Origin of the sequence: Lentzea terrae, assembly GCF_003265345.1 — a bacterium.
Classification (GTDB): domain Bacteria; phylum Actinomycetota; class Actinomycetes; order Mycobacteriales; family Pseudonocardiaceae; genus Lentzea; species Lentzea terrae.
In genome coordinates, this window is record NZ_QFWW01000038.1 from 18,886 (window position 1) to 35,944 (window position 17,059).

At 68.2% G+C, this 17,059-nt stretch carries 14 protein-coding genes; 1 reads left to right on the forward strand and 13 read right to left on the reverse strand.

Features of this window, described 5'->3' with window-relative positions:
- Positions 1 to 142: 142 nt before the first annotated feature.
- The 5 genes from DI276_RS46780 to DI276_RS46800 form a co-directional block, all read right to left on the reverse strand.
- Entirely contained in the window at positions 143 to 985 is an 843-nt protein-coding gene (locus DI276_RS46780; RefSeq protein ID WP_157985378.1) for a septum formation family protein, read from the reverse strand.
- Entirely contained in the window at positions 982 to 2,223 is a 1,242-nt protein-coding gene (locus DI276_RS46785) for a hypothetical protein (protein WP_112276434.1), read from the reverse strand. The genes DI276_RS46780 and DI276_RS46785 overlap by 4 nt, the downstream gene beginning before the upstream one ends.
- A 70-nt stretch (positions 2,224 to 2,293) precedes the next feature.
- Complete coding sequence (mctP, locus tag DI276_RS46790; protein ID WP_112276436.1) at positions 2,294 to 3,928, reverse strand: monocarboxylate uptake permease MctP; 1,635 nt, start codon at positions 3,926 to 3,928, stop codon at positions 2,294 to 2,296.
- Entirely contained in the window at positions 3,928 to 4,194 is a 267-nt protein-coding gene (locus DI276_RS46795) for a DUF3311 domain-containing protein (protein WP_112276438.1), read from the reverse strand. Before DI276_RS46795 ends, mctP begins: the two co-directional genes overlap by 1 nt.
- A gap of 100 nt (positions 4,195 to 4,294) precedes the next feature.
- Positions 4,295 to 5,008 carry a GntR family transcriptional regulator gene (locus tag DI276_RS46800; protein ID WP_112276440.1) on the reverse strand — a complete coding sequence of 238 codons (714 nt, stop codon included), beginning with the start codon at positions 5,006 to 5,008 and terminating at the stop codon, positions 4,295 to 4,297.
- Between the two features lie 96 nt (positions 5,009 to 5,104).
- On the opposite strand from DI276_RS46800, the gene DI276_RS46805 reads away from it, so the two are divergent.
- Positions 5,105 to 5,884, forward strand: a complete 780-nt coding sequence (locus DI276_RS46805; protein ID WP_112276442.1) for a LamB/YcsF family protein — start codon at positions 5,105 to 5,107, stop codon at positions 5,882 to 5,884.
- Here DI276_RS46805 and DI276_RS46810 read toward each other — a convergent pair.
- The 8 genes from DI276_RS46810 to DI276_RS46845 form a co-directional block, all read right to left on the reverse strand.
- Positions 5,872 to 6,771: an ROK family protein gene (locus DI276_RS46810; protein WP_112276444.1), complete on the reverse strand. Its 900-nt coding sequence runs from the start codon at positions 6,769 to 6,771 to the stop codon at positions 5,872 to 5,874. The two genes, DI276_RS46805 and DI276_RS46810, sit on opposite strands and share 13 nt — an antisense overlap.
- Positions 6,772 to 6,782: 11 nt before the next feature.
- On the reverse strand, positions 6,783 to 7,286 hold the full coding sequence (locus tag DI276_RS46815) for a hypothetical protein (RefSeq protein WP_112276446.1): 504 nt from the start codon (positions 7,284 to 7,286) through the stop codon (positions 6,783 to 6,785).
- A 27-nt stretch (positions 7,287 to 7,313) separates the two neighbouring features.
- The gene (locus DI276_RS46820) at positions 7,314 to 9,485 is read right to left on the reverse strand and encodes an NEW3 domain-containing protein (RefSeq protein ID WP_112276448.1); all 2,172 of its coding nucleotides are present in this window, start codon (positions 9,483 to 9,485) and stop codon (positions 7,314 to 7,316) included.
- A gap of 51 nt (positions 9,486 to 9,536) precedes the next feature.
- Positions 9,537 to 11,645, reverse strand: a complete 2,109-nt coding sequence (locus DI276_RS46825) for a hypothetical protein (protein ID WP_112276450.1) — start codon at positions 11,643 to 11,645, stop codon at positions 9,537 to 9,539.
- Between the two features lie 5 nt (positions 11,646 to 11,650).
- Positions 11,651 to 12,418, reverse strand: a complete 768-nt coding sequence (locus tag DI276_RS46830) for an amino acid ABC transporter ATP-binding protein (RefSeq protein WP_112276452.1) — start codon at positions 12,416 to 12,418, stop codon at positions 11,651 to 11,653.
- Positions 12,415 to 13,212 carry an amino acid ABC transporter permease gene (locus DI276_RS46835; protein WP_112276454.1) on the reverse strand — a complete coding sequence of 266 codons (798 nt, stop codon included), beginning with the start codon at positions 13,210 to 13,212 and terminating at the stop codon, positions 12,415 to 12,417. Before DI276_RS46835 ends, DI276_RS46830 begins: the two co-directional genes overlap by 4 nt.
- Before the next feature lie 72 nt (positions 13,213 to 13,284).
- Positions 13,285 to 14,097: a basic amino acid ABC transporter substrate-binding protein gene (locus tag DI276_RS46840; RefSeq protein ID WP_112276456.1), complete on the reverse strand. Its 813-nt coding sequence runs from the start codon at positions 14,095 to 14,097 to the stop codon at positions 13,285 to 13,287.
- Positions 14,098 to 14,337: 240 nt separating this feature from the next.
- Positions 14,338 to 16,992 (reverse strand): MGH1-like glycoside hydrolase domain-containing protein, encoded by a 2,655-nt coding sequence (locus tag DI276_RS46845; RefSeq protein WP_112276458.1) that lies wholly within the window; start codon positions 16,990 to 16,992, stop codon positions 14,338 to 14,340.
- Positions 16,993 to 17,059 lie beyond the last annotated feature (67 nt).

Genomic DNA, 17,059 nt, shown 5'->3' on the forward strand with positions numbered 1-17,059 from the left:
CTCTCCGGGAACGTCTTACTTGTGTGATGGCGGTCACGAAGATCGTCACCGGAGGAGAGGGAGGTGTGCCGTGGGGGTCGCCGCAGGAGTCGCGATGCTGGTGCTGTCCCTGGCCGCGGTGCTGATGGTCGTGGTCGCCGGCTCAGTTCGGGAGCGGGTTGTCCCGGATGCCGAGGAGCGTGTTGTTGAAGGTCTTGGTGGCCTCCGCGTAACAGATCGCGTAGGTCCAACCCTCTGACCAGCCCTGGGATCCGGGCATGCGCCACGCTGGGAACACGTCCGTGCGCTTGTCCGAACCCAGGTAGTCGTGCACGGCCTTGGTGCACTTGTCCTTGGCGACGGCGCTCATCTGCTCTTTGGACGGCGTGGGGTCGGTGTTCTTGCCCAGCGGCACGATTCCGGCGGGCACGGCCTCTGCCATGTGCGGGCCGTTGCAGGCCGTCGGCTTCACGTCGGGGTCCTTGGACGGCGAACCGCTCAGGCAGATCTGGAACGTGTTGAAGCTGGCACCCTTCAGCACGCCCTTCAGAGCACCCTTGCGCGGCAACGCTTTCCCGTCGGGCGTGAGTTCGACGGCGGTGCAGAGCCGCCAGCGCTCGCCCTTCTTCCACCCCGCCTCGTTCGGCCAGAACGTCCACACCTGCAGGCGGGTCGCACCGGCGTCCGGGCTGCCGAGGTAGTCGTTGATCGCGCCGTAGCACGGGGGTAGCGCGGCTTTGCGCAGCGTCTGCGTGTCCGGATAGGCCGACGGCAGCCCGGTCATCTCGCCGACCAGCATGACCTCGGCGTCGTGGCTCGCGGCGCAGTCGACCGCCTTGAGCTCGGAGGAGTTCATGCACTGCCCCACCTTGGGCAGCGTCGGCGCGTCTGCGGCGGCGGTGGACGGCATCGGGCCGGGTACGGCCTGACCTCCGACCTGGATGGCACAGGCGCTCAAAGTCACCGCGCTCAGGATCATTGCCACCGCCAGCCGCACACGAGTCACACCACAGAGACTAGGGCCTTGACCTGATCGGCGATGTCCCGACGCTGCTTTTCGAACGCCGCGTCTGTCAGAGCGGCCGGGTCGACCGGCTGGCCGAGCACCGGCGTGTGGAGGTGTCCGCCGAGGACATTCGTTGCGCCGTAACCGATTCGCACGCGGTTTGCCCGGTACATGCTCTCGTTGGAGAGGTAGTTCCCGCCGCCACCGACGGCCGCGACCCGACCAGGCGTCGGCTCGTCCGTGCGGCACTCCTGCTGGGAGCCGACGACGACCCACTCGCAGAAGCTCCGGTTCAGCACCACGGGGAACGGCCCGGTGCCCGCGTCGATCATCTTCTGGAACGGCAGCGAGGTCTCGATGAACTCGTTCACCGGCTGCGGCCAGCCGGCGGCGTTCGGGACGCTGCCGTACGAACCGACGTTGTTGTTGTCGGCGAATCCGCCCCGCCAGCGCGCCGCCCACCGCTCGATGTCGAACTTGCCGGGCCTGCCCTGGCTGATCGTCACGAACGCATCGGGCTTCTGCTCCAGCGCCGTTCCGTAGAACTGCTCGACGACGCCCTCGTCGAACCCGCCCCACAGCACCGGCAGCACAGCGGCCTGGAGCACGACCTTGCCCGTCGGCGTGGTGATCTCCCGGCCGTCGAGCTGCAACGCCGCCGCACCCGCCGGGTTGGCGCGCCGCACGTTGGTCCCGGTGAGCTGGAACGGGTCGAAGCCGGTCACCGCGATCTTGCGCACGCCGGGACGCGGAGCGAACGCCGAGTCGCTCAGTCCGCGCGAGGCCCAGTCGAACTGCTGGATGAGCTTCGCGCGGTCGTGTGTGGAGAGCGCGAACCGCGGCTGCCACTGGCGCAACGCGGTGGTGAGCTGCAAACGGGCCCAGTAGAGCGGACGGTCGTCGTAAGCGTCGTGTGCCAACGTTGTCGTGCTTTGCGCGCGGGCCACGGCGGCCTTCCACAGCGCGTTGCCTTCACGGGCCACGAACTGCTGTGCCTGCCTCGGCACGACCTGGCGGCAGAGTTTCGTGGTGAAGTCGGTGACGCGGCTGTCGAACCCGGCGAGCCGCACGAGCGCGGGACCGACGGCGGGACCACCCGCGACGAGCGTGTCGTCGAGCCGCTGCTCCTCGACGGTCAGCGGGACGGTGGTGTCGTAGCAGTTGGTGTCCTGGGCGTGGGCGATGCCCGGCACGACCGCGAGGCCTGCCGCGATGACGAGTCCGGCGATGATTTTCACGCCACTGATCTCAACGGAAAGGGCCACCCGCCGAAACCGACGGGTGGCCCATGTCGTTAACTGCTGCGTCTCAGTGGGCCGCGACGGGCTTGACCCGCGGGCTGTCCTCGTCGACGTGGTAGTCGGACGGATCGGTCTGGTCAGTGCCGTTGAAGACGCGCATCTTCTTGGCGATCAGCGTCACGACCACCGCGACCAGCAGGTTCATCGTCAGCGCGGGAATGCCGACGTAGATCGCCATCTTCGACCCCTCGAACGGGTTCCAGCCGAAGATCGACAGCTTCTCCAGTGCCAGCGCGGAACTGCCGAAGTGCTTGCGAGAACCGTCGGCGCTGGGGATCAGGTACAGCAGGTACATGCCGTAGGCCATGCCCGCGACCCAGCCCGAGACCAGTCCCCACACGTGGAACCAGCGGGTGTAGAGCGCGATGGCGACGGCGGGCAGCGTCTGCAGGATGATCACGCCGCCGATCAGCTGCAGGTCGATCGAGAACTGCGGGTCGATGAACACGATGAACGCGACCGCGCCGAACTTCACGACCAGCGAGGCGAGCTTGGCCTGCTTGGCCTCCTGCGCCGGGGTGGCGCGCTTGTGGATGTACTCCTTGTAGACGTTGCGCGTCCACAGGTTCGCTGCAGCGATCGACATGATCGCCGCGGGCACCAGCGCGCCGATGCCGATGGCCGCGAACGCGATGCCCGCGAACCACGACGGGAAGTTCGCGCCGAAGAGCTCCGGCACGATCGTGTTCGTGTCGGGCCGGCCCGTCGCCTGGTTGACGATCGGCTTGGTGCCCGCGCTGATCGCGACGTAGCCGAGCAGCGCCAGCAGGCCCAGGACCAGCGAGTACGCCGGCAACGCGACCATGTTGCGCTTGATCACGTTGCGGCCGCGGCTGGCCAGGATGCCGGTCAGCGAGTGCGGGTAGATGAAGAGCGCGAGGGCGGAGCCGAGTGCCAGCGTCGCGTACTGCAGCTGGTTGTTGGCGTTGAGCAGGATGCCGTCGCCCGGCGCCGGGGTCGCCTTGAACTTGGCGTCGGCGTCGTTGAAGATCTCGCCCCAGCCGCCGAACTTGGACGGCAGGTACACGATCGCCACCAGGATCACCAGGTAGATCAGGATGTCCTTGACGAACGCGATCAGTGCGGGCGCTCGCAGGCCGGACTGGTACGTGTAGACCGCGAGGATCACGAACGCGACGAACAGCGGGGCGTGCCCGAGGACGCCGCTGCCGTTCAGGCCCATGCTGCGCAGCACGGCTTCGAGGCCGACCAGCTGCAGGGCGATGTACGGCATGGTGGCGAAGATGCCGGTGACGGCGATCAGCAAGGCCAGCCAGTGCGAGCCGTAGCGGCCCTTCACGAAGTCCGCCGGCGTGACGTAGCCGTGCACGCGGCTCACCGACCACATGCGCACCAGCGGCAGGAACACGATCGGGTACAGGATCACCGTGTACGGCAACGCGAAAAAGCCAGTCGCTCCCGCGCCGAACATCAGCGCCGGCACCGCCACGAAGGTGTACGCGGTGTAGAGGTCGCCGCCGACCAGGAACCACGTGATCCAGCTGCCGAACTTGCGGCCGCCCAGCCCCCACTCGTCGAGGTGCTCGAGGGTCTCACCCTTCTGCCACCGCGCGGCCACGAAGCCCATGACCGTGACGAGCAGGAAGAGGACGCTGAAAACGATCAGCTCGGTCCACTGCATCAGTTCGCTCCCTCGTCCAGGTCGTCGACGCCCAGCTTGTCCGGCTTACCGGTGACGACCGGCTGGTCCTTGGTCTTGATGTAGACCAGGGCCACGCATAACACGCCGAGCGGCACGAACGCGAACTGGTACCAGTAGAAGAACGGCATCCCGAACAGCCGGGGCTGGTCGAAGTTGAACCACGGCGTGATGAGCATGAGCAGCGGAACTATCAGCAGCAGGTTCCAGTTGCTCCAGCGCAAGCCGGTCTTGGGATCCGACGGCATGGTGGGCCCTCCGTGTACGCGGTGTTGCGCGGATGTTAGGCCTGATGACACGTGCCGTCAGCTCCGAGATCGGAATCGTTGCACGCCGCTTAACACTCCCTTAGGACTGCTGCGGCGCCAACCCTGCCTGGGCCTGCGCCAGCTGCTCGACGAGGTCCGCCTCGGCGAGGTCGAAGTACGCCCGCAGCTTGCCGATCGCTCCGCCGACGTCACCGGAGTTCAGCAGCTCGACGATCTCCCGGTTGAGCGGCAGGTACGACATGTGCAGCCGCTCGGGGTCGCTGACCACCCGGAACGCGAGCATGAGCTCGGCGAACAGCCGGTCGGACTCCTCGCTCAGCCGATGGCTCCCGGCCAGCCCGACGATCCCGCGGTGGAATCGGATGTTGGCCGCGCCGACCTTCGCCCAGTCCTTCCTGGTCCCGTGCGCGGTCGCCTCCTCGATCGGCATCCGAACCGCGTTGCGCCGGACGTCGTCGACGTCGGGCCACTTCGCCAGCGCACCGCACTCGATCACCCGGCGCGCGGCGTAGAGGTCGCGCACGTCGTCGCCGGTCGGGCTGCGGACGAACACCCCGCGGCTGTGCTCGTGCACCAGCAACCGGTCGCGGGTGAGCAGCCGGAACGCTTCGCGCAACGTGTTGCGACTGACCCCGAGCGCGCCGCCGATGGCTTCTTCGCTGAGGCGCAGACCCGGCGCGAGCTCACCGTCGAGCACCCGTTCGCGCAGCATGTCCGCGACCTTCTGCGCGGTGCTCGCGCGCTCCAACTCGGCCTTGCCCTGCGCCAGCGTCGACACCCACGTCTCGGTCACCTGCCAAGTCTATTTGCAGGATCGTTCTATTGCAGTATCGTCAAATCGTTCAACAATCCTACGATCCAACAAGGCTGGTGCGCGGAGGAGGACGGCATGGACCTGAACGCAGACCTCGGCGAGGGCTTCGGCCACTGGACCCTGGGCGACGACCGTGCCCTGATGTCCATCGTGACCAGCGCAAACGTCGCGTGCGGGTATCACGCGGGCGACGCCGACACGATGCGCGAAGCGTGCACCCTCGCCGCCGAAGCAGGCGTAGCCGTCGGAGCCCACGTCGGCTACCGCGACCTGGCAGGCTTCGGCCGCCGGTTCATCGACGTCGCCCCGGACACGCTGACCAACGAAGTCCTGGCCCAACTAGGCGCGCTATCGGCCTTCGCGCGTGCCGCCGGCACACGGGTGTCCTACGTGAAGCCGCACGGCGCCCTCTACAACGCCCTGGTCCGCCACGAGGCCCAAGCCGACGCCGTGGTCGACGGAGTCCGCTTGTTCGACCCAACGCTCGCCGTGCTGGGTCCGCCAGGCGCCGTGTGGCTGAAGCGCGCCTCGGTGGCCGGCCTGCGCGTGTGGCACGAGGCGTTCGCCGACCGCGCCTACACGTCAGCGGGCACTCTGGTCCCGCGCGGCGAACCAGGCGCGGTGTTGCGCGACCCGGCGGAGATCGCCGCCCGTTGCGTGCAGCTGGCGACCGAGGGCTGGGTCCGCAGCGTCAGCGGACGGCCGGTGCGCATCGCGGCCGACTCGATCTGCGTGCACGGGGACACCCCGAACGCCGTGGAGATCGCTCGCACGGTCCGGGCGGCGTTGGAGTCGGCAGGCGTCGCGGTCGGACGGGTGGAGTCGCCGCTCCGCCACACCCGTCAGGCGGTCTGACGCACCAGGGCCGCAGCCCCCACCAGCCCGGCCTCCCCGCCCAGCTTCGCCGCCCGAACCTCCAGCCCGTCCAGGTACGACAACCCGGCATGGGTCTTCAACGCCCGCCGCACCGGCTCGAACAGCAGCTCCCCGGCCTGAGCCACCCCACCCCCGATGACCGCGAGCTCCAGGTCGCACACCGCAGCAGCCCCGGCAATCGCCATCCCGACAGCCTGACCAGCCCGGTCGAACGCCTCCAGCGGAATCTCGTCGCCGGCCAGCGCCGCAGCAGCCAGCACAGCCGCATCCGCGTCGTCCGGAGCCTGCCACCCGGCCCGACGAGCCCACGCCACCATCCGAGGCCCGGCAGCCACCGTCTCGACGCACCCGCGCCCGCCGCACGTGCACGGCGCGCCATCGGGTTCCACGACGATGTGACCGATGTGCCCGGCGTTCCCGGTCCGCCCGCCGAACGGCCGCCCGTCCAGCACCAGCCCGCCGCCGACCCCGGTGGACACGACCAGCCCGACCATGAACGTGCTGCCCTGCCCGGCCCCGCGCCAGTGCTCGCCCAGCGCCATGCACACGCCGTCACCGGCCAGCTCGACCCGCACCCCCGGGAACAGCGACGACACCGCCGACCGCAGCGGGAACGCCTGCCAGGAGGGCACGTTGATCGGCGAAACGGTGCCGAGAACCGTGTCCACCGGCCCGGCAGAAGCGATTCCGACGCCGGCGACAGCGTCACCGCGGACCACCGACGACACCACGGACACGACCGCGTCCCACGGATCGACGGCGGGAGTGGGCACCCGCGACGACCGCACCACAGAGCCAGAGGGGTCCACCAGCGCGGCAGCGATCTTGGTGCCGCCGAAGTCCAGTGCCAGCACCAGATCAGTCACGGTGATCCATGTTAACCGTGGTTGATCGCGTCGAGCGCCTCCGCCGCCTGCCACCTGGTGTCGCGGTACGCCTCGTCGTCGGTGCTGATCGACTCCAGCACCGGGACGGCGGCCGAAGCGGCGGGCCCGATCTTCTTGAGCGCGTGCATCAGGTGGTACTTGGCTGACTCGTGCCGCATCCAGTGGTCCGTCTGCTGCGCGGGCAGCGGGAACGACTCCAGTGCGGCGACCAGCGCGGGCACGGCGAGTGCGCCGTGTTCCGCCACCGCCTCCGCCGCGATGATCCACGGCACGCCGGGCACGCCGCCGGTCCGCAGGTCCTCGATCAGCGACTCCGCGGTCGTGTCGTCGGTCAGGCGCGCCAGCAGCCGGCCAGCCAGTCCGTCGTCGTCCCGGAACAACCGGCCGCAGACCTTGATGACCTCGCTCGAACCGGCCTCGACCAGCGCGAGCAATGCTTCCTCCCGCTGCGGCGCCGCGCACTCGAGCGCGAACCGCACCAACTCCGCAGACATCGGCCGGATCCTAGGGATCTTGTCGGCTCACCCGGAAGTGATTTCGAGGCGGATCGCGGAGGTGGTCCGCACCAGCTCACCGGCGGCCACCCGGACGACCGCCGACCACGACCCGGCCGACACCCACGAAGGCGCCGAGACCGTGAAGTCGAGCGCCAACCGCCCGTGAGCAGGCAACACGCCGCCGACGCAGAACGGCCCGACCAACTCCCACGACTCGCGCGGCGACAACACCCGAGCCTGCACCGGCAGATCCCCGCCCAGCGCAGACGCCAGCACCACCCGCAGCACCGCAGAGGAGCCAGCGGAAACCGACACGACCGCAGGCGCTGAAGCCACCCACAGCACCTCGACGGGATCCTCGAAGTCCCACTCCGGCACGGTCAGCAGCACCACGTCGTAGACCTCGAACGGCAGCCCCTCCAGCACCGCCCGCACCGGATAACAGCCGGGCGTCCGCGGCCCCTGCACCCGCACCTCGGCCGCCACGTACCCGCCGGCGGGCAGCGACACCGGCAACGACTCCCACGAGGCCGACCACCCCTCCGGCAGCACCAGCCGGACGACGCCGTCGAACGCCGGGCCGTCCGACACCGCGACCACCCGCAGCCGCGTCGGGCTGAGCACCTCCAGCCGCACGTTCGCCGCCAGCCCGCCCAACGGCGCGGGCTCGTGCAGCCAGTACCGCGCGAACACCGGCGTGACGGCAGGCTCGGTCGGCCCGAGCGGCGGCCCGGCGGCCGACAGCCGAGAAGCCACGGCAGGTAGTGAGCCGCACGAGGGCGAACGCGACCCCAGCACGCCCACCAGCTGCGACGGCCCCAGGTGGTCGACCTCGTGCCACAACGTGAACGTCGACGACCCGACCATCCTCTCGCCGACCTCGCTGTGCCAGACGGTCACCGGGCCGGTCAGCCGAGGAGCCTCCAACGCCGGTCCGTCGACAGCGACCAGGGAAGCGATCGGGTCGTACGTCAGGACGTAGTGAGTGGAGGCGATCTCGTTGCCGTAGCCGCGCTTCCACCCGTGATCCACGTCGTCGTCGACCAACGAGTAGGTCCGCCACCCGACAGCCGGCACATCGCGCGCCAGGAACGTCACCGTGTTCCCGTCGACCAACGTCGGCAAAGCCTCGCCGTCGTACGCAACATGCACGTTGCGCGCCAAAGGCAGATGCACGGACACGACATCAGTGCACGGCACGCTCGACGCGTTCCAGACGACAACAGAAGAGTCCACAGTGGACGTCAACGCCGCCAGTGACCGATCGATGACGTCCGACTGCAGGTCGAAGGCCTCCCGAGGATGAGCCACCGCAGCACGGGCAAGTGCAGCAGCCGGATATGCCGCCCCGGTCAGCCGAGCGGCGTGCGAGGCCAACACCGCCGCAGGTGAGTCGTCGAGCGGAGCAGGCGGCACCGGCACGGACCCGCGCACGTAGTAGTCGCGCGGCAACGAGCAGATGATCCGCGGCCATGTGTAGCGCGCGCTCCAGTCGTGGTGGATCGCCGTCATCCACGGCGAAGGCAACGACCGCGGCGGCCCGACCGGCAGCAGCACGTGCGGCGAGTGTGCAGCAGACCGAAGCGCCAGGAACGACGAGTAGACCTCCCGCTCGGCCTCACCCAGTGAAGAGGCGGCCAACGCCACCCCAGCAGGCAGCGAAGCGAGCAACGGCGCCACACCCACCACATTGGACTCGGACCCGACGACCTCCACCCGTCCCTCGGAGATCAGCCGCAGCAGCAACGACCGGTGCTGCGGAAACGTGTCCCAGTACGGCTGCAGCAACTCGACCGAAGTCACCGCGAACCGGTACGCGGGATCGGTCAGCGCCAGGTCCAGATGCGCCCGCAACACGTCGAACGGCGCATCCCCCGCGACGTGCCCGACGAGGTGCACCGTCCACCCCGGAGTGCCCACGACCAGCGAGAACGAGCAGGATTCCTCGCCAAGAGCAGACCTCACCACGGCCTGAGCAGGCACGACGGCACCGGGGGAGTGCTCAGAAACGTCGACCGCGACCTCGTAGCCGAACGGACCCGCCGCCGCCGATCCGCCGTGCCGCGCCGAGTGCAGACCGGGCCCGGAGACGTGCGCGTGCACCGGTCCGGCCAACGTAGGCGAGGTCACCCGCACCACCTGCAGCAGTGCGGTCCGAGGCCCGACGAAGAGCTCGGTGGACTCGGCGGAGATCACCGAACGATCGCACCATCGTTCACGAGCAGGGGAAATACCCCGATGGTGGCCTTATCTCTTGAGCATCCGCGTAATACCGGCAGCCACGGTGGTGGCCAGGATCCAGCCCGTCACGATCAACCCCGACGCGATGTACTGCGACGCCCCGGGCGTCTGCCAGCGGTTCTTGTTGCCGAAGTCGACGATCGGCACGACCAGGTCGATCGTGTACAGCCACGCGTTCCACGGCAGGCGGTCATCGGCGTTGATCACCTCCAGCGGCCCCTTGAACTGGAACCACATGCTGCCCACCGCCCACGCCGTGATCAGCCATCCCAACGCGCGGGCGGGCCGGTAGCCGTAACCGACCATCGAACGCTGCAGGAAGCTCCACACCAGCACCAACGGACCGAAGAACCGCATGCCCTCGGCGACCGCGCGGTACCGCAACCGCTGCTTCTCGATCAGCACGGTCGAGGCGTGCTCCTCGTTGCCGGCGGCGGACAGCATCTCGGCGAACTGGTCGTACGGCCGCGGCCGGTAGCTGCGCCGCATCGCGTGCCGCAGCCAGCGCAGGCGTTGCTGGACCTGGGCGTCGTCGCGCAGGTCGATCGGGTAGGCGAGCGAGTCGTAGCGGAAGTCGTCGAGGTCGATGAACCCCGTGGCGTTCCAGAAGTTCTCGTTGTCGTCCAACGACGTGCAGCGCGCCTGCCGCAGCGTCACCAGGCCCTTCGGCGGCGACACCACGTTGAGCATCAGCTCCTGGACCTGCATGCCCATGGCGTTCAACGCGTGGCTGTCGAGCTTGTAGCCGAGCACCGCGCCGTTGAAGTTGGCCATGCGGCCGATGGTCGCGCGCCGGCACCGCACGCCGCCGTGCGCGACGAACTCCTTCTCGCCACGCGCGCAGATGAGGTCGCGGCCGATCGTGGCGCCGCCGATGTCGAGCGACGGCTTCTCGCGCGGCTGGTGCCGGTACTTGCCCGGCTTGATCAGGCGGCTGCCGCGCAGGTCGAGGTTCGCGCCGACGGTGATGCCGCGCAGCTCCAGCCCGCCGGCGATCTCCGACTCGCGCACCACGAAGTTGCTGCCGATCTGCGAGCGGTTGGTCAGCAGGGCGTCCGCGGCCGGATTGTCCACAGTGGCCCGTTCGATGGTGATGCTGCCGCGCACGTGCGTGTCGACCATGCGCAGCTGGCCCTTGATCTGCACGCCGCGTCCGACGATGTCGCCGCCGATCTCCGCGCCGTCGACGTGCAACGCCCGGCCCGATCCGGTCGGATCGTTGCCCACCGACGGCGGCGACACGGCGTCCAGCACGGCGTCTGCCAGCGACAACGTGCCGCCGACGCGGGCGTTCACCGCACGAACCGTGCCCGCGCTGGTGAAGCCGCGGTCCAGCTCCAGGTCGCCGGAGACGTCGACGCGGTCGAGGATCAGCGTCGCGGACGGGTCGGCGTGCGGGTCGGTCGTGTCGACGAACTCAGATCCGCGCGAGAGCATCGCGCGGCTCAACGACAACGTCGAGCTGATCCGCGCGTTGGCCAGGAACACCACGCCGTGCGAGGTGAACGCGCCGAGCAGGTTGCCGCCGACCTGCATGCCGTTGCCGTTCAACGTGAGGCCGTTGGCGTTCTCCAGCACCGCGCTGCCGAGGTTGACGTTGCCGCCGATGCGGGCACCCGCGAGCCGCATCTCGCCCTCGGTGTGGATGCCGAACCCGAGCAACGCGCCGGCGACGGTCAGCCGGTCGCCGTGCACGCACAACCCGCCGGGGACGCTGAACCTGCTGTCCCGCAACAGGAGTGAGCCCGCGATCTCGGCGTCGGTCAGGTCGACCAGGTCGGAGATGCGGCAGCCCAGCAGCGAGACGTCGTTGCTGCTGCTGAGGTTGCGCGCTTCCAGCCCCGGCAGGTCGCAGTCGTGGAACGAGATGCCGGCGAGGTTCGCCTGCCGCAGGTCCGGCGCCGACTCGAACTGGCAGCGCTCGAACTCGAGCACGTAGGGCACCTCGACCGCGCGCAGGTCGAGCACGTCGGTGACCACGCGGTCCACCACGCGGATGACGGGTGGGGTGCTCGGCTTGCGCCGCGGCAACCGCCACCCGCCACCACTTGAGTTGTCGTTCTCCCCCAACAGCCCCCGCAGCACGTCCGCCGCGGCGACCTTCCCCCTGGCCACCTGGGCTACTCCGGGTCTTTCGGCCCGTGGTGCGTCGGGTCGAGCACGCGGGCCAGGAACGACTGGGTGCGTTCCTCCTGCGGGTTGCCGATCACGTCGGCAGCCGGGCCCTCCTCGACGATGTAGCCGCCGTCCATGAAGATCACCTTGTCGGCGACCTCGCGGGCGAACTGCATCTCGTGCGTCACGACCAGCATTGTCATGCCCTCGTCGGCCAGTTGACGCATCACGCCGAGCACGTCACCGACGAGCTCCGGGTCGAGCGCCGAGGTCGGCTCGTCGAACAGCATCACCTCGGGGTCCATCGACAGCGCGCGGGCGATCGCCGCACGCTGCTGCTGACCACCGGAGAGCTGCGCCGGCATCGAGGCGACCTTGTCGCGCAGGCCCACGCGGTCGAGGTTGCGCAGCGCGACCTCGCGGGCCTCGCTCTCCGAGCGCCTGAGCACCTTGCGCTGCGCGACCATGAGGTTGTTCAGCACGTTGAGGTGCGAGAACAGGTTGAAGCCCTGGAAGACCATGCCGATCTTCGTCCGAGCCCGGTCGATGTCGACGTCGGGATCGGTCAGCTCGGTGCCGTTGACGACGATCTTGCCGCCGTTCGGCTCCTCCAGCACGTTCACGCACCGCAGCAACGTCGACTTGCCGGAGCCGGACGGCCCGATGATGCAGACCACGTCTCCGCGGTTGACGGTCAGGTCGATGTTCTTGAGAACTTCCAGCGGGCCGAACGACTTCTTCAGCCCGGTGATCTCGACGCAGATGTCGCTCATACGACGGACACCTTCTTCCCGCCCGTGCGCTTCTCCAGGTACCGCGACAGGTATCCGAGCGGCAGTGTGATGATCAGATAACAGAGGCCGGCGATGAGGATCGGCGTGAGCGAGGGGCTGCGGCTCAGCGTCTCGCGGCCGAACTTGGTGAGCTCGTACTGCTCGCGGAACAGGCCGAGGATGTAGATGAGCGAGGAGTCCTTGGTCAGCAGGATCAGCTCGTTCGTGAGCGGCGGCAGGATGATCCGGAACGCCTGCGGGATCACGATCGTGATCATGGCGCGGCCCTGCGACATGCCGAGCGATCGCGCGGCCTCGACCTGCCCCTTCGGCACGGCCTGGATGCCGGCGCGGATGGTCTCGGCCATGTAGGCGGCGCCGACTCCACCGAGCGCCAGCATGACCGTGGTCAGCGGCGGGAACTGCAGCTGGAACGCGATCGGCACGCCGTAGTAGATGCCGATGAAGACCAGCAGCGCGGGCACACCGCGGAAGAACTCGATGTAGACGGTCGCGATCCAGCGGTACGGGCCGACCGACGACAGCTTCATCAGCGCGAGCACGAGGCCGAGCGCGAGGCCGAACCCGAAGCCGAGCGCGGTGTAGATGATGGTGTTCTTCAACGCGACCGTGATCACGTTGGGGAACATCGAGGCCGCGATCTCCGTGTTGAAGAACGCTCGCCTGATCTGGCCCCAGTCCGCGAGGAAGGCGACCAGGAGGATCACGACGATGAGCACGCCGTATTGCGCGAAGCGGATGTACTGCGCGCGCTGGCGCTTCGACATAGCCATTGCGGCTCCTAGCAAAAGTGGTTCGGACAAGCGGCGGGGCCGGCGCTAGCTGCACCGGCCCCGGAGAAGCGACTACTTGGACGTCGGCTTCTTGCCGAACCACTTCTCGTAGATCTTGTCGTACTCGCCGTTGTCCTTGGCCTTCTTGAGCACGTCGTTGATCTTCGTCAGCAGGGCGGTGTTGCCCTTCTTGACGCCGATGCCGTACTTCTCGTTGGTGGGGAACTCCGTGGTGACCTCGGTGTCCGGGAACTCCTTGGCGTAGTCGTAGAGCACGCCGTTGTCGTTGATCACCGCGTCGACGGCGCCGGTGCGGACGGCCGTCTCGGACAGCGGCAGGTCCTCGAACTGCACGACGGTGTAGCCGTTGGCGGCCGCGTTGTCGTTCGCGTACTTCTCACCCGTGGTGTCCTGCTGGACGCCGAGCTTCTTGCCCTTGAGGTCCGCGAGGGACTTGAGGCCGGAGCCCTTCTTGACCAGCAGCGCCTGCTCGGCGTTGAAGTACGGGTCGGAGAAGTCGATCGCCTGCTTGCGCTCGTCGGTGATCGTCATACCGGCCGCGGCCAGGTCGCACTGGTTCGCGTTGAACGACGTGCCGGACGTGATCGTCTCGAACGGCGTGTCGAAGATCTGCTGCGTGACCCCGAGGTCCTTGGCGATCAGGTCGACCAGGTCGACGTCGAAGCCGACCGTCTTGTCGCCCTCGCTGAACTGGAAGGGCTTGTACGACAGGTGCGTGCAGGTGACGAGCTTGCCGCTCTGCACCAGCTGCACGCCCGAGTTGCCAGAACCCTGGTTCACGGGAGTCGCGCAGCCTGAAGCTGCCATCACGGCCAGCCCCAATGCCGGGATCATGGCCATCAACTGCCTGGTTCGACCAGCCACTGCGTCACTCCTCGTAACTGTTGCGGACGAGTGAACGGGATCCTGCCACTCGGGTGACGTGGTGGACAGCACGTGCGTGTTACAGGCCACTTCAACGCAACAATTTTGTGTGAATTCGGGCCTCCGGACGCAAATCATTGCGCGAATTGGCCTAGATCACACAACGTCTGCACGTATTGCACCCGAATGGTGACGATTCGCAGCGAGTCTTGATCAGAATTTGATCACGGAACGGGCCGTTCACCGGGAACGATCGGTCAACAGGCCCGCCACCAGCGCCGTCCAGCCGGTCTGGTGGGTCGCGCCGAGACCCTCGCCCGTGTCGCCGTCGAAGTACTCGCTGAACGTGACGTGCTTGCGCCAAAGCGGTGACTCCGACGCCTCGATGCGCTTGCCGTCCGACGGTCTGCGTCCGTCGTGGTCGGGCAGGAACAACCCGATCAGCCGATCGCTCAGCTCGTCTGCCACCTGGCCTGCGGTGAGCCGGCGGCCGGAGTGCGTCGGCATCTCGACCTGGAACGCGCCGTCGTGGAACGCGCAGACCGTCCTGAGCGCCTCGACCAGGAGCGCGTTGGTGGGCAGCCAGATCGGGCCGCGCCAGTTCGAGTTGCCGCCGAACATCGGCGTGTTGGACTCGCCCGGCTCGTAGCCCATCCGGTGGTCCTGGCCGGCGACCTTGACCTCGAGGCCCTCGCGGTGAGCCGCGCTGAGGCTGCGGATGCCGTGCGGCGACAGGAACTCGTGCTCGTCGAGCATCCGGTGCAGCACGCGCCGCAGCTTGTGCTCGTCCAGCAACGACACGAACGCGCCGCGCTCGTAGTGGAACGTGATGAACTGCCGCAGCTCCGGCCGGCGCTTGAGCAGGTGCTCCAACCGGCTGGTGAACCCGTGCAGCTCTTCGAGCACCCACGGTTCGAGCACGGCACTCGCGAGCAGCGGGATCAACCCGACCATCGACCGCACGCGCACCGGCTCGGACTCGACGCTGCCGTCCGGGTGTCGGCGCGAGACCCGGTCGTAGCAGAACCCGTCCTCGTCGTGCCAGATGCCGCTGCCCGACGACCCGAAGTGCGTGAACGCCTCCGCGATCGACAGGAAGTGCTCGACGAACTTCGTCGCAACGTCCTCATAGGACTCGTCATCGCGCGCCAGCTCCAGCGCGATCTGCATGAGGTGCAGGCTGTAGGCGGCCATCCACGAGGTCGCGTCCGACTGCTCGAGCCGCCACTCGCCCAGCATCGGCTCCGACCGGTTGACCGGCCCGATGTTGTCCATGCCGAGGAACCCGCCCTCGAACAGGTAGCTGCCGTCCGCGTCCTTGCGGTTCACCCACCACGAGAAGTTGAGCAGCAGCTTGTGGAAGATCTTGGCGAGGAACTGCCGGTCCTTGCTGCCGTCCGCCCGGTACACCTGCAACGCGGCCCACGCGTGCACCGGCGGGTTGACGTCGCCGAACTCCCACTCGTACGCGGGAATCTGGCCGTTCGGGTGCATCATCCACTCACGGCAGAACAGCAGCAGCTGCTCCTTCGCGAACGCCGGGTCGACCAACGTGAACGGAATCGTGTGGAACGCGAGGTCCCACGCCGCGAACCACGGGTACTCCCACTCGTCCGGCATGGAGATCACGTCGGCGACGTCGAGGTGCCGCCAGTGCACGTTGCGCGCCTCGGGCGTACGTCTCGAACTGGGAGCTTCGGGCTTGGTCGGGTCGCCGTCGAGCCAGTCGCGCGTCCGGAACCGGTAGTGCTGCTTGGTCCACATCAACCCGGCCAGCGCGCGCCGCAGCACGTGCTTCTCCTCCGCGTTCGTGCCGGGCGCGATGGCGTCGTGAAACTCGTCGGCCTCGAGCTTTCTCGCTTGGAGCGTCTCTTCGAAGCTCGGCCCAAAAGGGTCCAGATGCCCGTCGCCGCCAATCAGCCGCAGCCGAACCGTCACCGTCTCGCCCGGCTCCACGGGGTCGAACGAGTACCAGGCCGCGAACTTCGTCCCGGCCGCCCCGGCGTCGTCCGGCCCGACCACCTGACACGTGCTGGTGCTCCCGTGCACGACGTAGTTGCAGATGCCGTCCTTGGTCCACGGACTCGGATTCCGCTCAGCCCCGAAGAGCGACATCTCGTTGCTCTCGTTGTCCGTCATGAGCATCGACGGCGAGTCGTCCAGGTGCAGCGTGTACCGGCCGAGGTTGCCGTGGTCAGCGGTGACCTTGCGCCCGGCCGTCGTGCTCGCGACGAGCTGGCACGGCCGCTGGTCCCGCCCCCAGGCCCACGTGTTGCGAAACCAGAGCTGCGGCAACAGATGCAGCGGCGCGTCCTCGGGCCCGTGGTTGGTCGCCTTGATCTCGATGCAGATGTCGTCAGTGTCAGCCTTCGCGTAGGTGACCTGGACGTCGAAGAACCGGTTCTCGTCCAACACCCCGGTGTCGGCGAGCTCAGGCTCCCGGTTCTCCCGGCCGGCGTTCCGCGCCATCTCCCTGAGCTGCCCGTACGGGAACTCCTTCTGCGGATACCGGTAGACCACCTGCATCCACGAGTGCGTGGGCGTCCCGTCCGTCACCCACCAGTGCTCCTTGACGTCCTCACCGTGGTTGCCCTCGTCGTTGGTGAGGCCGAAGTACCGCTCCTTGAGGATCGGATCCTTGCCGTTCCACAGGGCGACAGCGAGGTTGAGGAACCCGTGCACATCGCAAATCCCCGCGATGCCGTCCTCACCCCACCGGTAAGCGCGCGCACGAGCGTGATCGAAGGGAAACGACGCCCACGCGTCGCCCTCCGGTGAGTAGTCCTCTCTCACGGTGCCCCACTGGCGACCCGAGAGGTACGGCCCCCACAGCCGCCACGGCGAAGTCGGTGTCTCCGACTCCGCGAGACGCGCCCGTTCCGCATGTTCGCCCATCGCCCCAGTGTGAGACACCAGGTCAGACGGCTGGTCGGGCCCACGTCTTGTCTGAGTTATTCCTCAC

What these genes read in the sequence shown, in the direction of transcription:
- mctP (WP_112276436.1), bottom strand. Translation starts at nt 3,928, where the DNA reads ATGCAGTGGACCGAGCTGATCGTTTTCAGCGTCCTCTTCCTGCTCGTC.
- DI276_RS46795 (WP_112276438.1), bottom strand. Translation starts at nt 4,194, where the DNA reads ATGCCGTCGGATCCCAAGACCGGCTTGCGCTGGAGCAACTGGAACCTG.
- DI276_RS46805 (WP_112276442.1), top strand. Translation starts at nt 5,105, where the DNA reads ATGGACCTGAACGCAGACCTCGGCGAGGGCTTCGGCCACTGGACCCTG.
- DI276_RS46815 (WP_112276446.1), bottom strand. Translation starts at nt 7,286, where the DNA reads ATGTCTGCGGAGTTGGTGCGGTTCGCGCTCGAGTGCGCGGCGCCGCAG.
- DI276_RS46830 (WP_112276452.1), bottom strand. Translation starts at nt 12,418, where the DNA reads ATGAGCGACATCTGCGTCGAGATCACCGGGCTGAAGAAGTCGTTCGGC.
- DI276_RS46835 (WP_112276454.1), bottom strand. Translation starts at nt 13,212, where the DNA reads ATGGCTATGTCGAAGCGCCAGCGCGCGCAGTACATCCGCTTCGCGCAA.
- DI276_RS46845 (WP_112276458.1), bottom strand. Translation starts at nt 16,992, where the DNA reads ATGGGCGAACATGCGGAACGGGCGCGTCTCGCGGAGTCGGAGACACCG.